This is a genomic window from Sphingomonas sp. CL5.1 (assembly GCF_013344685.1).
Classification (GTDB): domain Bacteria; phylum Pseudomonadota; class Alphaproteobacteria; order Sphingomonadales; family Sphingomonadaceae; genus Sphingomonas.
Genome location: NZ_CP050137.1, coordinates 278,907 through 294,491 on the forward strand (window position 1 = coordinate 278,907; position 15,585 = coordinate 294,491).

Here is a 15,585-nt window from a genome sequence, read left to right on the forward strand (position 1 = left end):
GCGGCGCATGAGCGAGAAGATCAACCGCGTCGTATTGGCCTACTCCGGCGGGCTGGACACCAGCGTCATCCTGAAATGGCTTCAGCAGACCTATGGCTGCGAGGTCGTCACCTTCACCGCCGATCTAGGCCAGGGCGAAGAGCTGGAGCCGGCGCGCCGAAAGGCGCTCGATGCCGGCGTGAAGCCCGAGCATATCTTCATCGACGACCTGCGCGAGGAATTCGTCAGGGATTACGTCTTCCCGATGATGCGCGCCAATGCGCTCTACGAGGGGCTGTACCTGCTCGGCACCTCGATCGCGCGGCCGCTGATCGCGAAGCGGCAGATCGAGATCGCCAAGGCGGTCGGCGCCGATGCCGTCAGCCACGGCGCGACCGGCAAGGGCAACGATCAGGTCCGCTTCGAGTTGGGCTATTACGCGCTCGCGCCCGACATCAAGGTGATCGCGCCGTGGCGCGAGTGGGACCTTACCAGCCGCACCAGGCTGATCGAGTTCGCCGAGGCGCACCAGATCCAGGTCGCCAAGGACAAGCGCGGCGAGGCCCCCTTCTCCACCGACGCCAATCTGCTGCACACCTCATCCGAGGGCAAGGTGCTGGAAGACCCGTGGCAGGAGGTGCCGGATTACGTCTATTCGCGCACCGTCAACCCGGAGGACGCGCCGGACCAGCCCGAATATATCACGATCGATTTCGAGCGCGGCGACGGCGTGGCGCTGAACGGCGAGGCGTGCTCGCCTGCCACCTTGCTCACAAAGCTTAACGAACTGGGCCGCAAGCACGGCATCGGCCGGCTCGATCTGGTCGAGAACCGCTTCGTGGGCATGAAGTCGCGCGGCATGTACGAGACGCCGGGCGGCACGATCTATCACCTCGCGCATCGCGGGATCGAGCAATTGACGCTCGATCGCGGCGCGGCGCACCTCAAGGACGAGCTGGCGGTCCGCTATGCCGAACTGATCTACAACGGCTTCTGGTTCGCGCCCGAGCGCGAGATGCTCCAGGCGGCGATCGATTTCAGCCAGGAGAAAGTCTCCGGCACCGTCCGGCTGAAGCTCTACAAGGGCAGCGTGATCGTGGTCGGCCGCAAATCGCCCAACTCGCTCTACAGCGAGAAGGTGGTGACGTTCGAGGACGATCAGGGCGCCTACGACCAGCGCGACGCGGCGGGCTTCATCAAGCTCAACGCGCTGCGCCTGCGGCTGCTTGGGCGACGCGACGGCGGGTTCTGACCAACCACTCGATACGCGGCATTAACCAGCCTTAAACCACGATCCGCCATGCCGTCCCGATCGAACGGGGGATGGCAGCGGGATGGACGACAGGATGGGCGCGGTGGACGTCGCCATCATCGGCGCGGGGCCGGCGGGGCTGACGGCCGCCTATCTGCTCGGCAAGGCGGGCTATTCGGTCGCCGTGATCGAGAAGGACCCGCGATATGTCGGCGGCATCAGCCGCACCGTGGAGCACGAGGGCTTCCGCTTCGACATCGGCGGGCACCGCTTCTTCTCGAAATCGCAGGACGTGGTGGACCTGTGGAACGAGATTCTGCCGGACGATTTCATCGAACGCCCGCGCATGAGCCGCATCTATTACGAGGGCAAGTTCTACAGCTATCCGCTGCGCGCGTTCGAGGCGCTGGGCAATCTCGGCCTGATCCGCTCGGCCCTGTGCATGGCGAGCTTCGCCAAGGCAAAACTCTTTCCGAACCGCGAGGTAAAAAGCTTCGAGGACTGGACGGTAAACGCCTTCGGGCGGAAGCTCTATTCGATCTTCTTCAAGACCTATACGGAGAAGGTGTGGGGGATGCCGTGCGACGAAATGTCGGCGGACTGGGCGGCGCAGCGCATCAAGGGGCTTTCGCTATGGGGCGCGGTGACGGACGGGCTGAAGCGTAGCCTGGGTCTCAACAGGCACCCCAATGACGGCATGGCGGTGAAGACCTTGCTGGAGAGCTTCCGCTATCCCCGCCTCGGCCCAGGCATGATGTGGGAGGCCGCGCGCGACAAAGTGCTTGGCCACGGCAACAGCGTGTTGATGGGCCATGCGCTCAAGCAATTGAGCTTCAACGACGCGACGCAGCGCTGGACGGTCGCCGCCACGGATCAGATGGGCGAGACGGCGACGATCAGCGCCGCGCATGTCATCTCCTCCGCGCCGATGCGCGAGCTGGCGACGCGGCTCCATCCGCTGCCCGCGACGCTGCCGGAAGCGGCAAACCTGAAATATCGTGACTTCCTCACCGTCGCGCTGATGATCCGCTCCGCAGACCTGTTCCCCGACAACTGGATCTACATCCACGATTCGAAGGTGAAGGTCGGTCGCGTACAGAATTTCCGCTCATGGTCGCCGGAGATGGTTCCCGATACGGACATCGCCTGCGTCGGCCTCGAATATTTCTGCTTCGAGGGCGACGGCCTGTGGTCGTCCAGCGACGCCGATCTGGTCGCGCTCGCGACGGCCGAGATGGCGCAGCTCGGCCTTTGCGGCGCAGATCAGGTGGTCGGCGGCACGGTAGTGCGGCAGGAGAAGGCCTATCCGGTCTATGACGAGGATTATGCCGCCAACGTCGACGCGCTGCGCCGCGAGATCGAGGCGCGCTATCCCACGCTCCATTGCGTCGGCCGCAACGGGATGCATCGCTACAACAATCAGGATCACGCGATGATGACGGCGATGCTCACCGTCCGCAACATCGAGACCGGCGCGCGCATCTACGATATCTGGGCGGTCAACGAGGACGCTGAATATCACGAGAGCGGCCACGAGGGCGAGCGGGCCGCGCTTGCCAGCGTGCGGCAGGTGCCCGAACGGCTCAAGGCGGCCTGACGCCGGTGGAGCAGGACGAACCGGCCGCGCGCGAAAGGCTCTGGCCGATACTGCTGACCTATTGGCTGATCGCATCGACCATCCTGATCCTCGTCTCCAAGACGACGATCCAGATGCTGGATTTCGGCGATCCGGACGATGCGATGCGCCTGCTGGAGGTGCACGACTGGCTGGCCGGACAAAGCTGGTGGGACGTATCGCAGCATCGCCTGTGGGGCGGGCATTTCGCGATGCACTGGTCGCGGCTGGTCGATCTGCCGCTGGCGGGCGGGATGGCGCTGCTCGATCCGCTTGTCGGCAAGGAATTGTCCAACCGGATCACCCTGACGGCGATACCGCTCCTTTCCCTGCTCGGCATCATGGCGCTGGTCGGCCTCATAACGCGACGGCTGGCAGGGACCGGCGTCGCGAGGCTCGCCATCCTCCTCTCCCCACTGACGATCCCGTTGATGGCGCAGATCCGCCCGACGCGGATCGATCATCACGCATGGCAAGTGATCCTCGCGCTGGCGGCGGTAGCGGCACTGCTCGCCCGGCCCACGGCGCGATCGGGCGCCATCGCAGGTGCGGCGCTCGCGGCGCTGCTGACCATCTCGCTGGAAGGGATGCCGATCACCGCCGCGATCCTTGGCACGGCCTCGCTGACGTGGGCGCTGATTCCAGCGCGCCGCGCGCAGCTTGTCGCGATGGCGGCGAGCTTGCCTGTCGTCTTGCTGTTGCTTCATGTCACGACACGCGGGCCCGGTGCGTTGCTCCCCGCCTGCGACGCGATCGCGCCCGCCTGGCTAGCCGCGATCGGCATCGGAGTCGGTGGCATCCTCCTCACCGCGGCAATCGCGCCGCGCTCCCTCATCGCGCGGCTGGCATTGCTCGGCGCGGCCGGACTGGCAGCGGCGGCAGCACTCCGCGGGCTTGCGCCGCTTTGCACGCGAGGCCCCTTCGCCACGCTCGACCCGCTGGTCTATCGCTATTGGTATCTCCGCGTCGAAGAGGGCCTGCCAATCTGGGACCAGAGCGTGTTGAAAGCGGTGGTGATGCTGGTCCTGCCCGTGATCGGGCTGGTCGGAAGCACGCTGGCATGGCGCGCCAGTCGGGGCGAGACACGAATTTGTTGGGCGATGCTGATCGGTCTTACGCTGTCCGCGCTTGCCTTGTGCCTCCTCGTGCTGCGTGCGGGCGTGACCGCAAATGCGCTGGCGTTGCCCGGCGCGGCGTGGCTGGTGGCGCAGTTGGTCGATCGCACACGCAACGGCTCCACGCCGGCCAGGCGCATTGCCGCCGGCGCCGGCGCGCTCGTCGCGCTGACGCCGGCATGGCTTGGCAGCACCCTGATCGGCTCGCTGACGCCGGCTGGACATGCCGTGGCGGTCACGCGGATGGAGCGTCCGACTTGCCTTTTCCTCGATGAAGTGCCGCATTTGACCCGCCTGCCCGCCGCCATCATGTTCACTCCGCTGGATCTCGCGCCAAGCCTGCTCGCCCATACGGCGCACAGCGCGATCGCGGCTGGCTATCATCGCAACGATCGCGCGATGCATGATGTGATCGCCGGGTTCATGGACCCGCCGGACGAGGCAAAGTCGATCATCCTCGCCTCGGACGCAAGCTATCTCGTCGCCTGTCCCGGTGCTGACGAAACGGAACGTTACAAGCGCGTCGCGCCAACCGGCCTGTGGGCGCGGCTGGAGCGCGGCGAACGCTTCGACTGGCTCCAGCCCGTGGACCTGCACGGCACGATACTGGTATGGCGTGTCCTTCGTCGCTTGCCTAGCGGGAGTCATGGCCGGTAAGGACATCGCATGGAAGGTCCGGGAGCCCCCCTGCGCTGGTGGCAGACACGCTGGTTCGTGGTGGTGGCGACCCTGGTCGCGCTCGTGCCGCTCCTCTGGCCGACGATTCCGCCGCTGGTCGACCTGCCCGGCCATATGGGGCGCTACCGCGTCCAGCTCTCGCTCGATTCCGCGCCGTGGCTGAGCCAATGGTATGATTTCCACTGGTCGCTGATCGGCAATCTCGGCATCGATCTGCTCATCATCCCCTTCGCCAAGGTCTTCGGGCTGGAGCTGGGGGTGAAGCTGATCGTGATGGCGATCCCCGCGCTCACCGTCGCGGGCCTGCTGTGGATCGCGCGCGAGGTGCACGGGCGCATCCCGCCGACCGCGCTGTTCGCGCTGCCGCTGGCCTATTGCTACCCCTTCCAGTTCGGCTTCGCGAACTTCGCGCTGTCGATGGCGCTGGCGCTCAACCTGTTCGCCTTGTGGCTGCGGCTGGGGCGGCAGCGCCGCTTCGGGCTGCGCGCCGCGCTGTTCGTGCCGCTCTCCTGCCTGCTGTGGCTATGCCATACCTTCGGCTGGGGCGTGCTGGGCGTGCTGGCTTTCTCCGCCGAGATGGTCCGCGAGCATGACCGGCGCAAGGACGCGGGCTCCGGCCATTGGGTGGCGAGCTGGTTCCGCGCCGGGCTGCACTGCGCGCCGCTGGCGCTGCCGATGCTGCTGATGGTGTTCTGGCGCACCGGCGATCATGTCACCGGGCAGACCACCGACTGGTTCAACTGGCGGCGCAAGGCGGCGTGGATGCTGATGGCGCTGCGCGACCGCTGGCTGGCGTGGGACGTCGCGGGCATCGCCGTACTCTATCTCATCATCCTCAAGGGGCTGCGCGATCCGGCGATTGAATATTCGCGCAACCTCGCGCTTTCCGCGCTGTTCCTCACCGCCGTCTATCTGCTGCTGCCGCGGATCGTGTTCGGCTCCGCCTATGCCGACATGCGGCTGGCGCCGTTCGTAATCGCGATCGCGGTGATCGCGATCCGTCCGCGCGCGCGGATGACGACGCGCCACGCCGGCACGCTCGCGGCGCTCGGGCTGGTCTTCTTCCTCGCGCGGATCGGGGGAACGACGATCAGCTACTGGATGTTCGCGCAGGATTATCGCACCGAACTGGCCGCGCTGAAGCATCTGCCGGTCGGCGCGAAGGTGGTGAGCTTCGTCGGCTACCGCTGCGACGATCCGTGGCGGATGTCGCGGCTGGAGCATCTGCCCGCGCTCGCGCTGGTGCGGCGGCTGGCCTATACCAACGATCAATGGTCGATGGCTGGCGCGCAGCTTCTCACCGCGCGCTATTTCGCCGCCGGCGGGTTCGCGCACGATTCGTCGCAGATCGTCACGGCGAAATGGTGTCCGCGCGAGTGGTGGCGGCCGGTCGGATTCGCGATCGCGCGCTTCCCGCGCGGCGCTTTCGATTACGTCTGGCAGATCCGCACGCCGCCCTATGACCCGCGCTACGCCAGCGATCTGGTGCCGATCTGGCGCTCGCCCGACGGGACCAGCACCCTGTTCAAGGTGGATCATACGCGGCCGGTGCCGCAGATTGAGGATTCGGAGCTGATCCCGCCGCTGTTGCTCGAACTGCGCGACCGCATCCGCCGCCGCCGCGCCGCCGAGGCGGAGGCGCGGGTGAAAGCGGAGGCTACCCCTTCCTGAACGGCGTAAGCTGTTCGAGGAAGGCCCGGTCCTCCTCGATCGCGGCACGCTCGCGCACGAGGAAATCGGCAACCGCGCGGCGGAAGCCCGCGTCCGGCAGGTAATGCGCGGAAAAGGTCGGCACCGGCACGTAGCCGCGCGCCAGCTTGTGCTCGCCCTGCGCCCCCGCCTCCACGGTGGCGAGGCCGCGGGCGATGGCGGCGTCGATGGCCTGATAATAGCACAACTCGAAATGGAGGAACGGCACCTCCTCCACGCAGCCCCAATAGCGGCCGTAGAGCGCGTCCGCGCCGATCAGGTTGAGCGCGCCGGCGATCGGCCGCCCGTCGCGCTCGGCGAGGATCAGCAGCACCTTATCCCCCATCCGCTCGCCGAGCAGCGGGAAGAAGCCGTGCGTGAGGTACGGGCGGCCCCATTTGCGGCTGCCGGTGTCCTGGTAAAAGGTCCAGAACGCCTCCCATTCGCGCGGGCCGATCTCCGCCCCGGTCAGGTGGCGGATCGTCAGCCCCGCCACCGCCGCCGCGCGCTCCTTGCGGATCACCTTGCGCTTGCGGCTGGAGAGGCGGGCGAGGAAATCGTCGAAGTCGCGATAACCCTCGTTGCGCCAGTGATATTGCGTGCCCTGCCGGATCAGCCAGCCGGCCGCATCGAACAGCGGCACCTGATCGGGGGCGATGAAGGTGGCATGCGCCGATGAAAGCTCGTGCCGGTCGGTCACCGTCTCCAGCGCGGCGATCAGCGCCGGGGCGACGGCGGCGTCGCGCAGCAGCAGGCGCGGCCCCGGCACCGGCGTGACCGGCACCGCGATCTGGAGCTTGGGATAATAAGCGCCGCCCGCCCGCTGCCACGCATCGGCCCAGGCGTGATCGAAGACATATTCGCCCTGGCTGTGGCTCTTTGCGTAGCTCGGCGCGATCCCGGCGGGGCGGCCGTCCGCGCCGTCCACCACCACCGGCAGTGGCTGCCACCCGCTCCGCCCGCCGACGCTGCCCGATTCCTCCAGCGCGGAGAGGAAGGCGTGGCTGACGAAGGGATTGGCGCTGCCGGCGCAAGCGTCCCAATCCTCGCGCGCGATCGCGGAGACGCCCTCCACCATGCGCGCCGTGACCGCCGTCACCGGCGTGACCCCGGACGGGCGATATCGGGAAACGTGGAGGGAAGCGCCATCAGCCCCAATCTAGGGTGCGCGGCGCTCCACTCAAGCGGCGATCAGAGCGGTTCGCCAACCTCGACGATCGCATCGACCTCCACCGCCGCGCCGAGCGGCAGCACCGGCACGCCGACCGCCGAGCGGGCATGCTTGCCGGCGTCGCCGAACAACGTGACCATCAGCTCGCTCGCGCCATTGGCGACCTTCGGCTGGTCGGTGAAATCGCCGTGCGAGTTGACGAACACGCCGAGCTTCACGATCCGCTTCACGCGCGCGAGATCGCCGAGCGCCGCCTTCACCTGCGCAATCAGCATCAGCGCGCAGCGCCGGGCGGCGTCCTGCCCCTCCTCGACGCTGACATTCTCGCCGAGCCGGCCGGTGACGAGCTTGCCGTCCCTGAACGGAAGCTGCCCGGAAACGTGGAGCAGGTTGCCGGCCAGCACCGTCGGCACATAAGCGGCGACGGGCGCGGCGGCTTCGGGAAGGGAAAGGCCAAGCTCGGCCAGCTTGCGATCAATCATCTCGGTCATGGCGGGAGCTTCAACACCCGCGCGCCGCTCCGGTCAATCCTCCGCGTGCCGGCCGGCGTCGAAACGCGCCGCTATCCACCTTTCCGCCTCGCGCCAGTCGTCGATCCGGGCATGGGCCTGCGCGGCGGCGGGGACGCCGGGGGCGAGCAGCGGCTCCGCCACCATGTGCAGCCGGTGGACGCGCGGGGCGTGTTCGGCGACCGAGGCGTGATGGTGCCCCAAGCAGGACGAAAGCGATGAGTATGAATCGCCGCTACTACTACGCTAGAACCGTCATAAGCCGCCAAACAGCGAAATAGGCCGCCGCTACATGCTGTTCGGCGCTACTTTCCGCATGAAAAGATGAACAAAAAGGACGAGAACCCGACAGATCGTTGCCCCCCGCAAGCCGAAATTCATCATTTTGGGCAGACCGTCGTGGCTAGGTTGATCGGCTCTCAAAGGACCGTCAAGGCCCGGAGCCCTACACTCGGCCACAACCTGACTCACAACCGGAACTTAACGTCGTGTTGACGTTGACCATGGTTGAGTATAGTTGAAGGCAGTCGGGAGGGCGGCATGAGCGAAACTGGCGATCTACACATTGCCGAGACGGCGGCGGCGGCCGGCATCTCGAAACCGACCCTTCTTCGGTGGATTAAAGACGGCAAAGTTAAGGATGCGCAGCGGCGCGACCGGAATGGTTGGCGGATATTCTCACCCGCCGAGGTAACCGCAATTCGGACACTTGCCGCGTCCACGAAGCCGACGAAAAACTCATGACCGCACCGTCCATGAGCGCCGCGCGTCGGCAGCGGCCCGCGTTCTTGGCGGTCGATTTTTTCTGCGGTGCGGGCGGGACCACGCGCGGTCTGATCGATGCTGGGGGCTACGTCATCGCCGGTGTCGATAAGGACAATCGCTGCCGGCAGACCTATGTCGAGAACAATCCCAATACGACCATTGATTTCTCGACCCCGCGGTTCATCAGGCGGGATATCTTCCCCGCAACCGATGCCTATCCGGATGGCGAGCAGGCAGAACTGTTCGACGATCTTGAGAAGCTGATCGAGAAATATAGGGCGGAAGCACCCGGTGCGCCTCTCATGTTCGCGATCTGCGCGCCATGCCAGCCCTTCACAAAGCTTTCCCGCAAGGAACTCAGCAACGCCCGGAAGGAAGGTCGCGAACGCGATAGCAATCTGCTGCGTGAAGCGGCAAAATTTGTTGCGCGGTTTCGCCCGGAGATGATCCTGTCGGAAAACGTCCAAGGCATCGGCGATCCGAAATATGGTGGCGTCTGGAACGATTTTCGTAGTCAGCTCAGGAAGCTTGGTTATGCGACCGGCTCGAATGTCGTCTGCACGTCCGATTTCGGCGTTCCGCAGTTTCGCCGTCGTTCGATCCTCATTGCTGCTCCACGGGAGCTGGCGCGGCCGGAGTTTCTGGAGCCGGGCCACGACGGTGATCTGGTGGTCCCTCTCGAGGACACGGCGGCTGCGGTCCGATCGGTCCGTTCGGCAATCGGTCATCTGCCGTCGCTTCCCGCCGGGGCGCAGCACGCAACAATCCCGAACCACAAGACCCGGACTCTGAGCGACCTCAACTTGAAGCGTCTGGCTTCGGCTAAACCCGGCGAGTCAAATGTCTATCTCGACAACACCCCTCACGGCGACCTCTCGCTGGCGTGCCACCGGAAGGTGAACGCGAAGCTCAAGGTGCGTTGCTTTACCGATGTCTATACGCGAATGGACCCGGATCGACCGTCTCCCACGATTACGACGAAATGCCATAGCATCTCGAATGGACGCTTCGGCCATTTTGACACGAGTCAGGTGCGCGGAATTTCGCTGAGGGAAGCCGCAATCCTCCAGTCTTTCCCGCAGGACTATGTCTTCTATCCAACCGACATGATCGAACCGGTCGCGCGCATGATCGGCAACGCAGTGCCGCCCAGGCTGGCCGAATATTTTTCGCGTTATCTCTCTGACGCCCTTGTGTCGGCCGATGGCTGAAGTCGGCGCACTATCCGCTCCACTCCAAGGTCGAGCGCACATTCCCATACTGTTTCGACGTGCCAACCGAGCGCTTCCAGGCGTATTCGCGTGCTGTGATCGCGGTCGATGTTGCGATCGAGCTTCGCCGCCCAAAACTCCTGGTTTGATTGAGGCCGAGCACCTCGCGGGCAGTCATGGCCATGCCAAAAGCATCCATGGACCAAGACGACGGTGCGATGCCGCGGGAGGACCATATCGGGCTTTCCGGGAAGGTCGCGACGATGAAGGCGAAAGCGGAGCCCGACGGCATGCAACGCGCGTCGAACATATAATTCGGGCGCCGTATCCTTGCCGCCGACGCGTGACATTGCGCGCGAACGCTGTTCCGGTGTCATATGGTCCGCCATGCTGCGGTTATAGCAACGGGTGGCCCCACAAACCATGACCGATACGGATCAAACCGGCCGGTCGCTGGAACGGGCTGCGGAGAACGTTTCCTTCCGAACGCGTGCGCGAACGATCGATCATCTCGGGCGCGGTCAGATCGCCGACGCTCCGACGGCGGTCAGCGAGCTTTGGAAGAATGCGTGGGATGCCTACGCGACACAGGTATCGCTCAATATCTTCGACGGTGACCCGGCCGTTGCCGCAGTCTTCGACGACGGTATCGGCATGTCGGCGCAGGATTTCGTCGAGAAGTGGCTCGTCATCGGTACCGAATCAAAGATTGATGGCCCACCGCCGGCGCCACCGGCCGATTTCACCGGCTCCGCACGCGAGCGGCAGGGCGAAAAAGGAATCGGACGTCTGTCGGCCGCTTTTCTCGCGCCGGCGACTCTTGTTTTGTCACAACAGGCAGATGGTCCGATTTCGGCGGTTCTGGTCGATTGGCGCCTTTTCGAAAACCCGTTCCTGTCACTTGATCAGATCACATTGCCTGTACGTACATTCGGCAAGCGCGGCGAAGTGGCCGTTGGGCTGCGGGCGATGGCAACGGCGATACTCGACAATCTCGGGGAGAGATCTGCCACAGGCGACTTGATCCTGTCACCCGATTGGCAGCGTTACACCGCCGCCGAACAGGCGGCGGGTGCACGATCGACCGCAGAGGCCATGATCGACTTCTGGTCGGAGATGCCGATTTCCGCCCGACACCTCGAAGAGTGGCCCGTCTTCGCGGATTTGGCCTCACATGGTACCGCACTGTATCTACTTGGTGCCCACCATGAACTGTCGGTCTGGCTTGGCTCCGCGCCGGACGACGATGAAGCGAAGGAGGTCAAGCAAAGGCTCAAGGATATTTTGACCGGCTTCACCGACACGCTGTCGGCTGCGCCGGTCGTGTTCGATTATGAGGTTCTCGCCTATCATGGAGATGTTCCGCGTCGTATCCTTGCTTCCTCGGATGTGTTCGATCTCTCCGATTTCCGAGAACTTGAACATAGCGTCGAGGGCGCCTTCGACGAGGCCGGAGTTTTCCGCGGCAAAATCCGGGCGTTCGGTGAGGATTTAGGCGAACGCATCATTCCGCCCCCGCGGTCGTTGCCCCCGGCAAGATCGGATCGGCCGGGTCCCTTTGCATTTGCGATCGGTACGTTCGAGCAGGTCGCGATGGCCTCAACGCACAATGCCAAGCGGCATCAGGATCTAATGGAACTCGTCGACCGGTACGGTGGGGTTCGGGTGTATCGCGACGGCTTGCGCGTGATGCCATACGGCTCAGCCGACGCCGACTTCTTTTCACTGGAAGAAACTCGCCAGAAGCACGCTGGACGCTACTTTTGGGCCCACCGACGGAGTTTCGGACGACTTGCCTTCACGCGCGCCGGAAATCCCGCGCTAAAGGACAAGGCTGGCCGCGAAGGCCTGGTCGAGAACCGAGCGAGCCGCGAGCTTCGTCTCCTCGTCCAGGCCCTGCTCATCAAACTGGCCAGAGATTATTTCGGAACAGACTCTCCGGAACGCGAAGAGCGCATCGCGGAGACCAAGAAGCGAAACATCAAGGGTCGCAAGGCGGCCGAGCAGGCGCGTAAACGTCGGCGGGGCGAATTCAGGACTTACCTCGCCGACGCGATCAAACGCATGCCGCAATTGGCTGAGCGAGCGAAGAGCATCTCTTCACGATTGGAAGATGTGAAACAGCCGGCTTCGAAGGACACGGTCGCGATGATGCGCGCCGAGGTCGAGTTGGCTCGCGCGGAATTAGCCGCGCTGACGCCTCTCGACGTCCCGAACACGTTGGGCGACGCTGAATCGCGCTACCGAACGTTCAGGGACGAACTGGATGAAGCCAGCGATCTTATCCTGCTGTCCGACCAAGCGCTCCGCGAGATGGAGGCCACGGTCGGTGCGTCTTCGCCTCGTGAGGTCGCTGCAGCCGCCAGGGATCGGCACGAGAAAGCACTGAACGAACTTCTCTCGGGGTTCCAAGGTGACATCCGTGAGGGTATCAAGGCGATCACATCCAATTGGACATCCAATCTTGAGGACGACCGGACGCGATACGAGCGAGCGACGACTCCCCTGTTGCGCAAGCTGTCGCAAGACACCGATCTGAACGATCTTCTCGGCCTGTTGGAAACGGTGCGGCGCGAGCTGGAAGACGAATTCAACGACCGGTACCGGCCGATTGTCCGTAATATCCGGACCATAATCGAAGGCGTGGACGCGGAGATGGCGCTCGCCACGATTGACGAGGATCGGGAAGAACTCGATCGCCGGGTTCGTGACCTGAACGCGGTCGCACAGCTCGGAATCACGGTCGAGATCATCGGACATGAGCTTGAAGCGCTCGACAGTGAGGTGAGCCGTAACTTGGAGAAGCTGCCGGACACGGCCAAGAAGACGCTGGCCTTCACCCGGGCGATGGACGCGCATCGGTCACTCACCGAAAAGCTACGCTTCCTCTCACCTCTCCAACTGGCCGGCGCCCGGTTGCGAGAGACGATCACCGGCAAGGCTATCGTTGATTATGTCCGCGATTTCTTCGGGCCGGTCTTCACGGACGGGGGCATCCGGCTTGAGAGTACGCCAGCTTTCGACTCGATCCGCTTCACCGAACTCAAATCACGCATCTACCCGGTGTTCATCAACCTCGTGAACAACGCCGTTTATTGGGTCGGACGGTCGGAAGAGCGAGTGATCCGCTTCGATTTTGTCGATGGCAAGATCGTTGTCGGTGACACCGGCCCCGGTATCGACCGGGATGACGTCTGGCGTCTTTTTCAGCTGTTCTACACGCGCCGCTCTTCCGGTCGCGGCGTCGGACTGTATCTGTCCCGGGTGAACCTTGAGGCTGGCCGCCATGCGATCCGTTACGCGACCGAGGAAGATCCGCACATTCTGCCCGGCGCAAACTTCATAATTGAGATGAGGGGGCTGGAAGGTGGAGCTTGAAGCGTTCGAGGCGCGCTTTGCCGATGCGGTCGAAAGGAGCTTTCGCGACGACGCAATCCGCACCGCCGTCCTGATCGATGATCAGTTTCCGGACTATCTCCGGATGAGCGATGCCACTGACGAAGAGTTCAGCGAGATCGCGCGCGCAAAGCACATATATGGCTTCATGCACGCCAAGGGTCTCATCTGCGATATCCAGAACTGGCGCGTCCCGGACGACATGGACGTGCATCTTCTCGATAAGGCGCGAAAGAGCGACCTAATTCTCCTTGATTACCAGCTCGGTGCAGCCGGATCGAAGACGGCGCTCAAGATTCTGCGCCATCTCGCGGTGTCGTCGCACTTCAATCTGGTGGTGCTGTATACCGCCGAGGCTAACGCCAACACGGCGCTGACTGTGGCGACCGCAATGCGCGGGCTTGCCCCGGTTCAGGACGACACGGCGCCGTCTCCGGAAATTCTCGAAGCGGCCGAGGATATCCTTGCAGAGGAGCGCTTTTATGAAATCGACGCACCGGGGCTGCGTGACTATTTGACCGACGGCAAGATCGGCTGGAACAACGACCTGCGCCAGTCCATGCAGACCGCCGGAATCCATCTCTCCAACCTCAAGAGTTTGGCTGATTATGTTGCCCGGCAATGGATCGCGACCCTCGTTGACGACTATGAGCCTGATGCAAGTGAGCTTCCTCTCGGTCTGAACATCGGGCCCGACCAGCCTATGTGGGTGCATTGCGGAAGCTGCTTCGTAGCGATCGTCCAGAAGCTGCCATCGAGTTCCGAGGAGGACGAGGGAGAATACGTTTGGGGGCGGCTGGGTTCGGCGCTGCGTGCGTGGAAGCCGAACATTTACCGCCTGATTCTGTCCGAAATCCAGAATGCGCTGGAGTTGGAGGCCGTCGCGCATCACGAGAACTGGCTGGACGATGACCTGTCACTCGGGCTCGGACTTTATCTCTTGGAGAGCGACGAGGCCGCAAGCGGAGTATTGTCGCCGTCGGATATCGAGGGCTCGGCACAAAGTCTGATCGACCGCTTCGTAGACATCATCAGGCGGCGGCTTGCGACCCACGACGGTATATCCAGGACCGCCAACGATCTTCTCAGCGCCCGGCTTTCCACGACGCTTGGCACGGCGCCGGCCGGCGAGAGCGCCCGACGTATCCGTGCCCGCGAGCTGGCACATATCGCGGCGGATCGAAGCATCGATTGGCAGCAGAAGGTCGTGCCGGCCGTAAATGCCTTCATGGTATCGGATGCCTTCAGGGGCGGTCACGTTACGACGGGAACCGTCCTGCGGGACGCGGATGACGCCTTTTGGCTGTGCGCGTCACCGGCATGTGACCTCGTCCCGCGCGAGGACGGGCCGATCGTCGTCCAGCTAATCAAGCTGGAGAAGACCGGGGCACCGCCCGAAAGGTTCACGCCTGGGGAATTTGTCGTGGTCGGAAGCACGCGTGAGATCACGATCTTGCGTGCGCTCGACAAGAAGGGACGGCAGCCGGCATTGACGATGCTCGTCCTTCCCGGCGGCACGAGGGTAAGCCGCGACGGCGGGCGTGCAACCACCAGCGGTTGGTTCGCTACTGAGGCTGGCCTTCGCGCTGCCTCCGCGGCGCAGGGATTCCCAGCCGCAGCCGCCCCCGAGGCTGCAGCACCAGCGCAGGAGATCCCCGCTCCGGTCGGGGAAAATGCAAATGCGTTGGACATCGAAGCTCTGCCCGAACTTCCGGGCGAGGCGGCGCAAGCAGACGCGCCTTTTGTCCTCGAAATTGTTGCACAGTTAAGGAGTGCGTTCGCGACACGCTTCCTGATGGCGGCGGGGCAGCATCAATCCCGCATCGGCGTCGACTACGTCGATCCCTGACGCTGGCGCGCGGCAGCTTTTTGGGGCCGAGGAGTCGCGCTCCAAACAACCAAGACGAGGCGCGATCCAGCCATCTCACGAAACGGACTCGAACTTCCTGCCGTCATACACTGCCGTGGCTACGCTATTGAGTACCGAGGGTAGCGCAAACGAGTCAGCGCACGACGTAGTGCGCGCCATGCGTCGATTGCCCTTAAGGGAGTGCAGATCCATTCAGACTTGGCATTTACTGACCCGGGCTGGAGGAATACACCGAAGCGCATGTCGGAAAGTCGGGCGCCTTCAGCAATCACCTCGAATTTGACGATGCTGTCATTGAGGAGCCGGTCACGTCATCGCGCAAATCGGCGAGGATA

Annotated in this window: 11 protein-coding genes and 1 pseudogene; 8 read left to right on the plus strand and 4 right to left on the minus strand. The window is 64.0% G+C overall.

All coding sequences use genetic code 11. The features are described 5' to 3' along the window. Positions 1-7: 7 nt before the first annotated feature. From F9288_RS01325 to F9288_RS01340, 4 genes are all read left to right on the plus strand, one after another. On the plus strand, positions 8-1,231 hold the full coding sequence (locus F9288_RS01325; RefSeq protein WP_174834958.1) for an argininosuccinate synthase: 1,224 nt from the start codon (positions 8-10) through the stop codon (positions 1,229-1,231). A gap of 82 nt (positions 1,232-1,313) precedes the next feature. Beyond that, positions 1,314-2,828, plus strand: a complete 1,515-nt coding sequence (locus F9288_RS01330; protein ID WP_174834959.1) for an NAD(P)/FAD-dependent oxidoreductase — start codon at positions 1,314-1,316, stop codon at positions 2,826-2,828. Between the two features lie 5 nt (positions 2,829-2,833). After that, on the plus strand, positions 2,834-4,618 hold the full coding sequence (locus tag F9288_RS01335; protein ID WP_174834960.1) for a hypothetical protein: 1,785 nt from the start codon (positions 2,834-2,836) through the stop codon (positions 4,616-4,618). A gap of 9 nt (positions 4,619-4,627) precedes the next feature. After that, entirely contained in the window at positions 4,628-6,310 is a 1,683-nt protein-coding gene (locus F9288_RS01340) for a hypothetical protein (protein ID WP_254621025.1), read from the plus strand. Here the strand turns inward: F9288_RS01340 and F9288_RS01345 are convergent. The 3 genes and pseudogenes from F9288_RS01345 to F9288_RS01355 form a co-directional block, all read right to left on the minus strand. Beyond that, positions 6,297-7,406 (minus strand): GNAT family N-acetyltransferase, encoded by a 1,110-nt coding sequence (locus tag F9288_RS01345; protein WP_174838759.1) that lies wholly within the window; start codon positions 7,404-7,406, stop codon positions 6,297-6,299. The two genes, F9288_RS01340 and F9288_RS01345, sit on opposite strands and share 14 nt — an antisense overlap. Before the next feature lie 113 nt (positions 7,407-7,519). Continuing rightward, positions 7,520-7,990 carry a RidA family protein gene (locus F9288_RS01350; RefSeq protein ID WP_174834961.1) on the minus strand — a complete coding sequence of 157 codons (471 nt, stop codon included), beginning with the start codon at positions 7,988-7,990 and terminating at the stop codon, positions 7,520-7,522. Between the two features lie 33 nt (positions 7,991-8,023). Further along, positions 8,024-8,203 (minus strand): annotated as a pseudogene (locus F9288_RS01355) (HAD family hydrolase); the annotation flags it as partial. Between the two features lie 345 nt (positions 8,204-8,548). Between F9288_RS01355 and F9288_RS01360 the strand changes: the two are divergent. Both F9288_RS01360 and F9288_RS01365 read left to right on the plus strand, forming a co-directional pair. Continuing rightward, entirely contained in the window at positions 8,549-8,752 is a 204-nt protein-coding gene (locus F9288_RS01360) for a MerR family transcriptional regulator (RefSeq protein WP_155178486.1), read from the plus strand. Beyond that, positions 8,749-9,984: a DNA cytosine methyltransferase gene (locus F9288_RS01365; protein ID WP_155178483.1), complete on the plus strand. Its 1,236-nt coding sequence runs from the start codon at positions 8,749-8,751 to the stop codon at positions 9,982-9,984. The genes F9288_RS01360 and F9288_RS01365 overlap by 4 nt, the downstream gene beginning before the upstream one ends. Here F9288_RS01365 and F9288_RS01370 read toward each other — a convergent pair. Further along, positions 9,948-10,409 carry a very short patch repair endonuclease gene (locus F9288_RS01370; protein ID WP_309243179.1) on the minus strand — a complete coding sequence of 154 codons (462 nt, stop codon included), beginning with the start codon at positions 10,407-10,409 and terminating at the stop codon, positions 9,948-9,950. The two genes, F9288_RS01365 and F9288_RS01370, sit on opposite strands and share 37 nt — an antisense overlap. Here F9288_RS01370 and F9288_RS01375 point away from each other — a divergent pair. Next, on the plus strand, positions 10,408-13,362 hold the full coding sequence (locus F9288_RS01375) for an ATP-binding protein (RefSeq protein WP_174834962.1): 2,955 nt from the start codon (positions 10,408-10,410) through the stop codon (positions 13,360-13,362). The two genes, F9288_RS01370 and F9288_RS01375, sit on opposite strands and share 2 nt — an antisense overlap. Further along, positions 13,352-15,229 carry a response regulator receiver domain gene (locus tag F9288_RS01380; protein ID WP_155178477.1) on the plus strand — a complete coding sequence of 626 codons (1,878 nt, stop codon included), beginning with the start codon at positions 13,352-13,354 and terminating at the stop codon, positions 15,227-15,229. Before F9288_RS01375 ends, F9288_RS01380 begins: the two co-directional genes overlap by 11 nt. Positions 15,230-15,585: the final 356 nt, after the last annotated feature.

What these genes read in the sequence shown, in the direction of transcription:
- F9288_RS01325 (WP_174834958.1), top strand. Translation starts at nt 8, where the DNA reads ATGAGCGAGAAGATCAACCGCGTCGTATTGGCCTACTCCGGCGGGCTG.
- F9288_RS01330 (WP_174834959.1), top strand. Translation starts at nt 1,314, where the DNA reads ATGGACGACAGGATGGGCGCGGTGGACGTCGCCATCATCGGCGCGGGG.
- F9288_RS01340 (WP_254621025.1), top strand. Translation starts at nt 4,628, where the DNA reads ATGGAAGGTCCGGGAGCCCCCCTGCGCTGGTGGCAGACACGCTGGTTC.
- F9288_RS01345 (WP_174838759.1), bottom strand. Translation starts at nt 7,406, where the DNA reads ATGGTGGAGGGCGTCTCCGCGATCGCGCGCGAGGATTGGGACGCTTGC.
- F9288_RS01350 (WP_174834961.1), bottom strand. Translation starts at nt 7,990, where the DNA reads ATGACCGAGATGATTGATCGCAAGCTGGCCGAGCTTGGCCTTTCCCTT.
- F9288_RS01360 (WP_155178486.1), top strand. Translation starts at nt 8,549, where the DNA reads ATGAGCGAAACTGGCGATCTACACATTGCCGAGACGGCGGCGGCGGCC.
- F9288_RS01365 (WP_155178483.1), top strand. Translation starts at nt 8,749, where the DNA reads ATGACCGCACCGTCCATGAGCGCCGCGCGTCGGCAGCGGCCCGCGTTC.
- F9288_RS01375 (WP_174834962.1), top strand. Translation starts at nt 10,408, where the DNA reads ATGACCGATACGGATCAAACCGGCCGGTCGCTGGAACGGGCTGCGGAG.
- F9288_RS01370 (WP_309243179.1), bottom strand. Translation starts at nt 10,409, where the DNA reads ATGGTTTGTGGGGCCACCCGTTGCTATAACCGCAGCATGGCGGACCAT.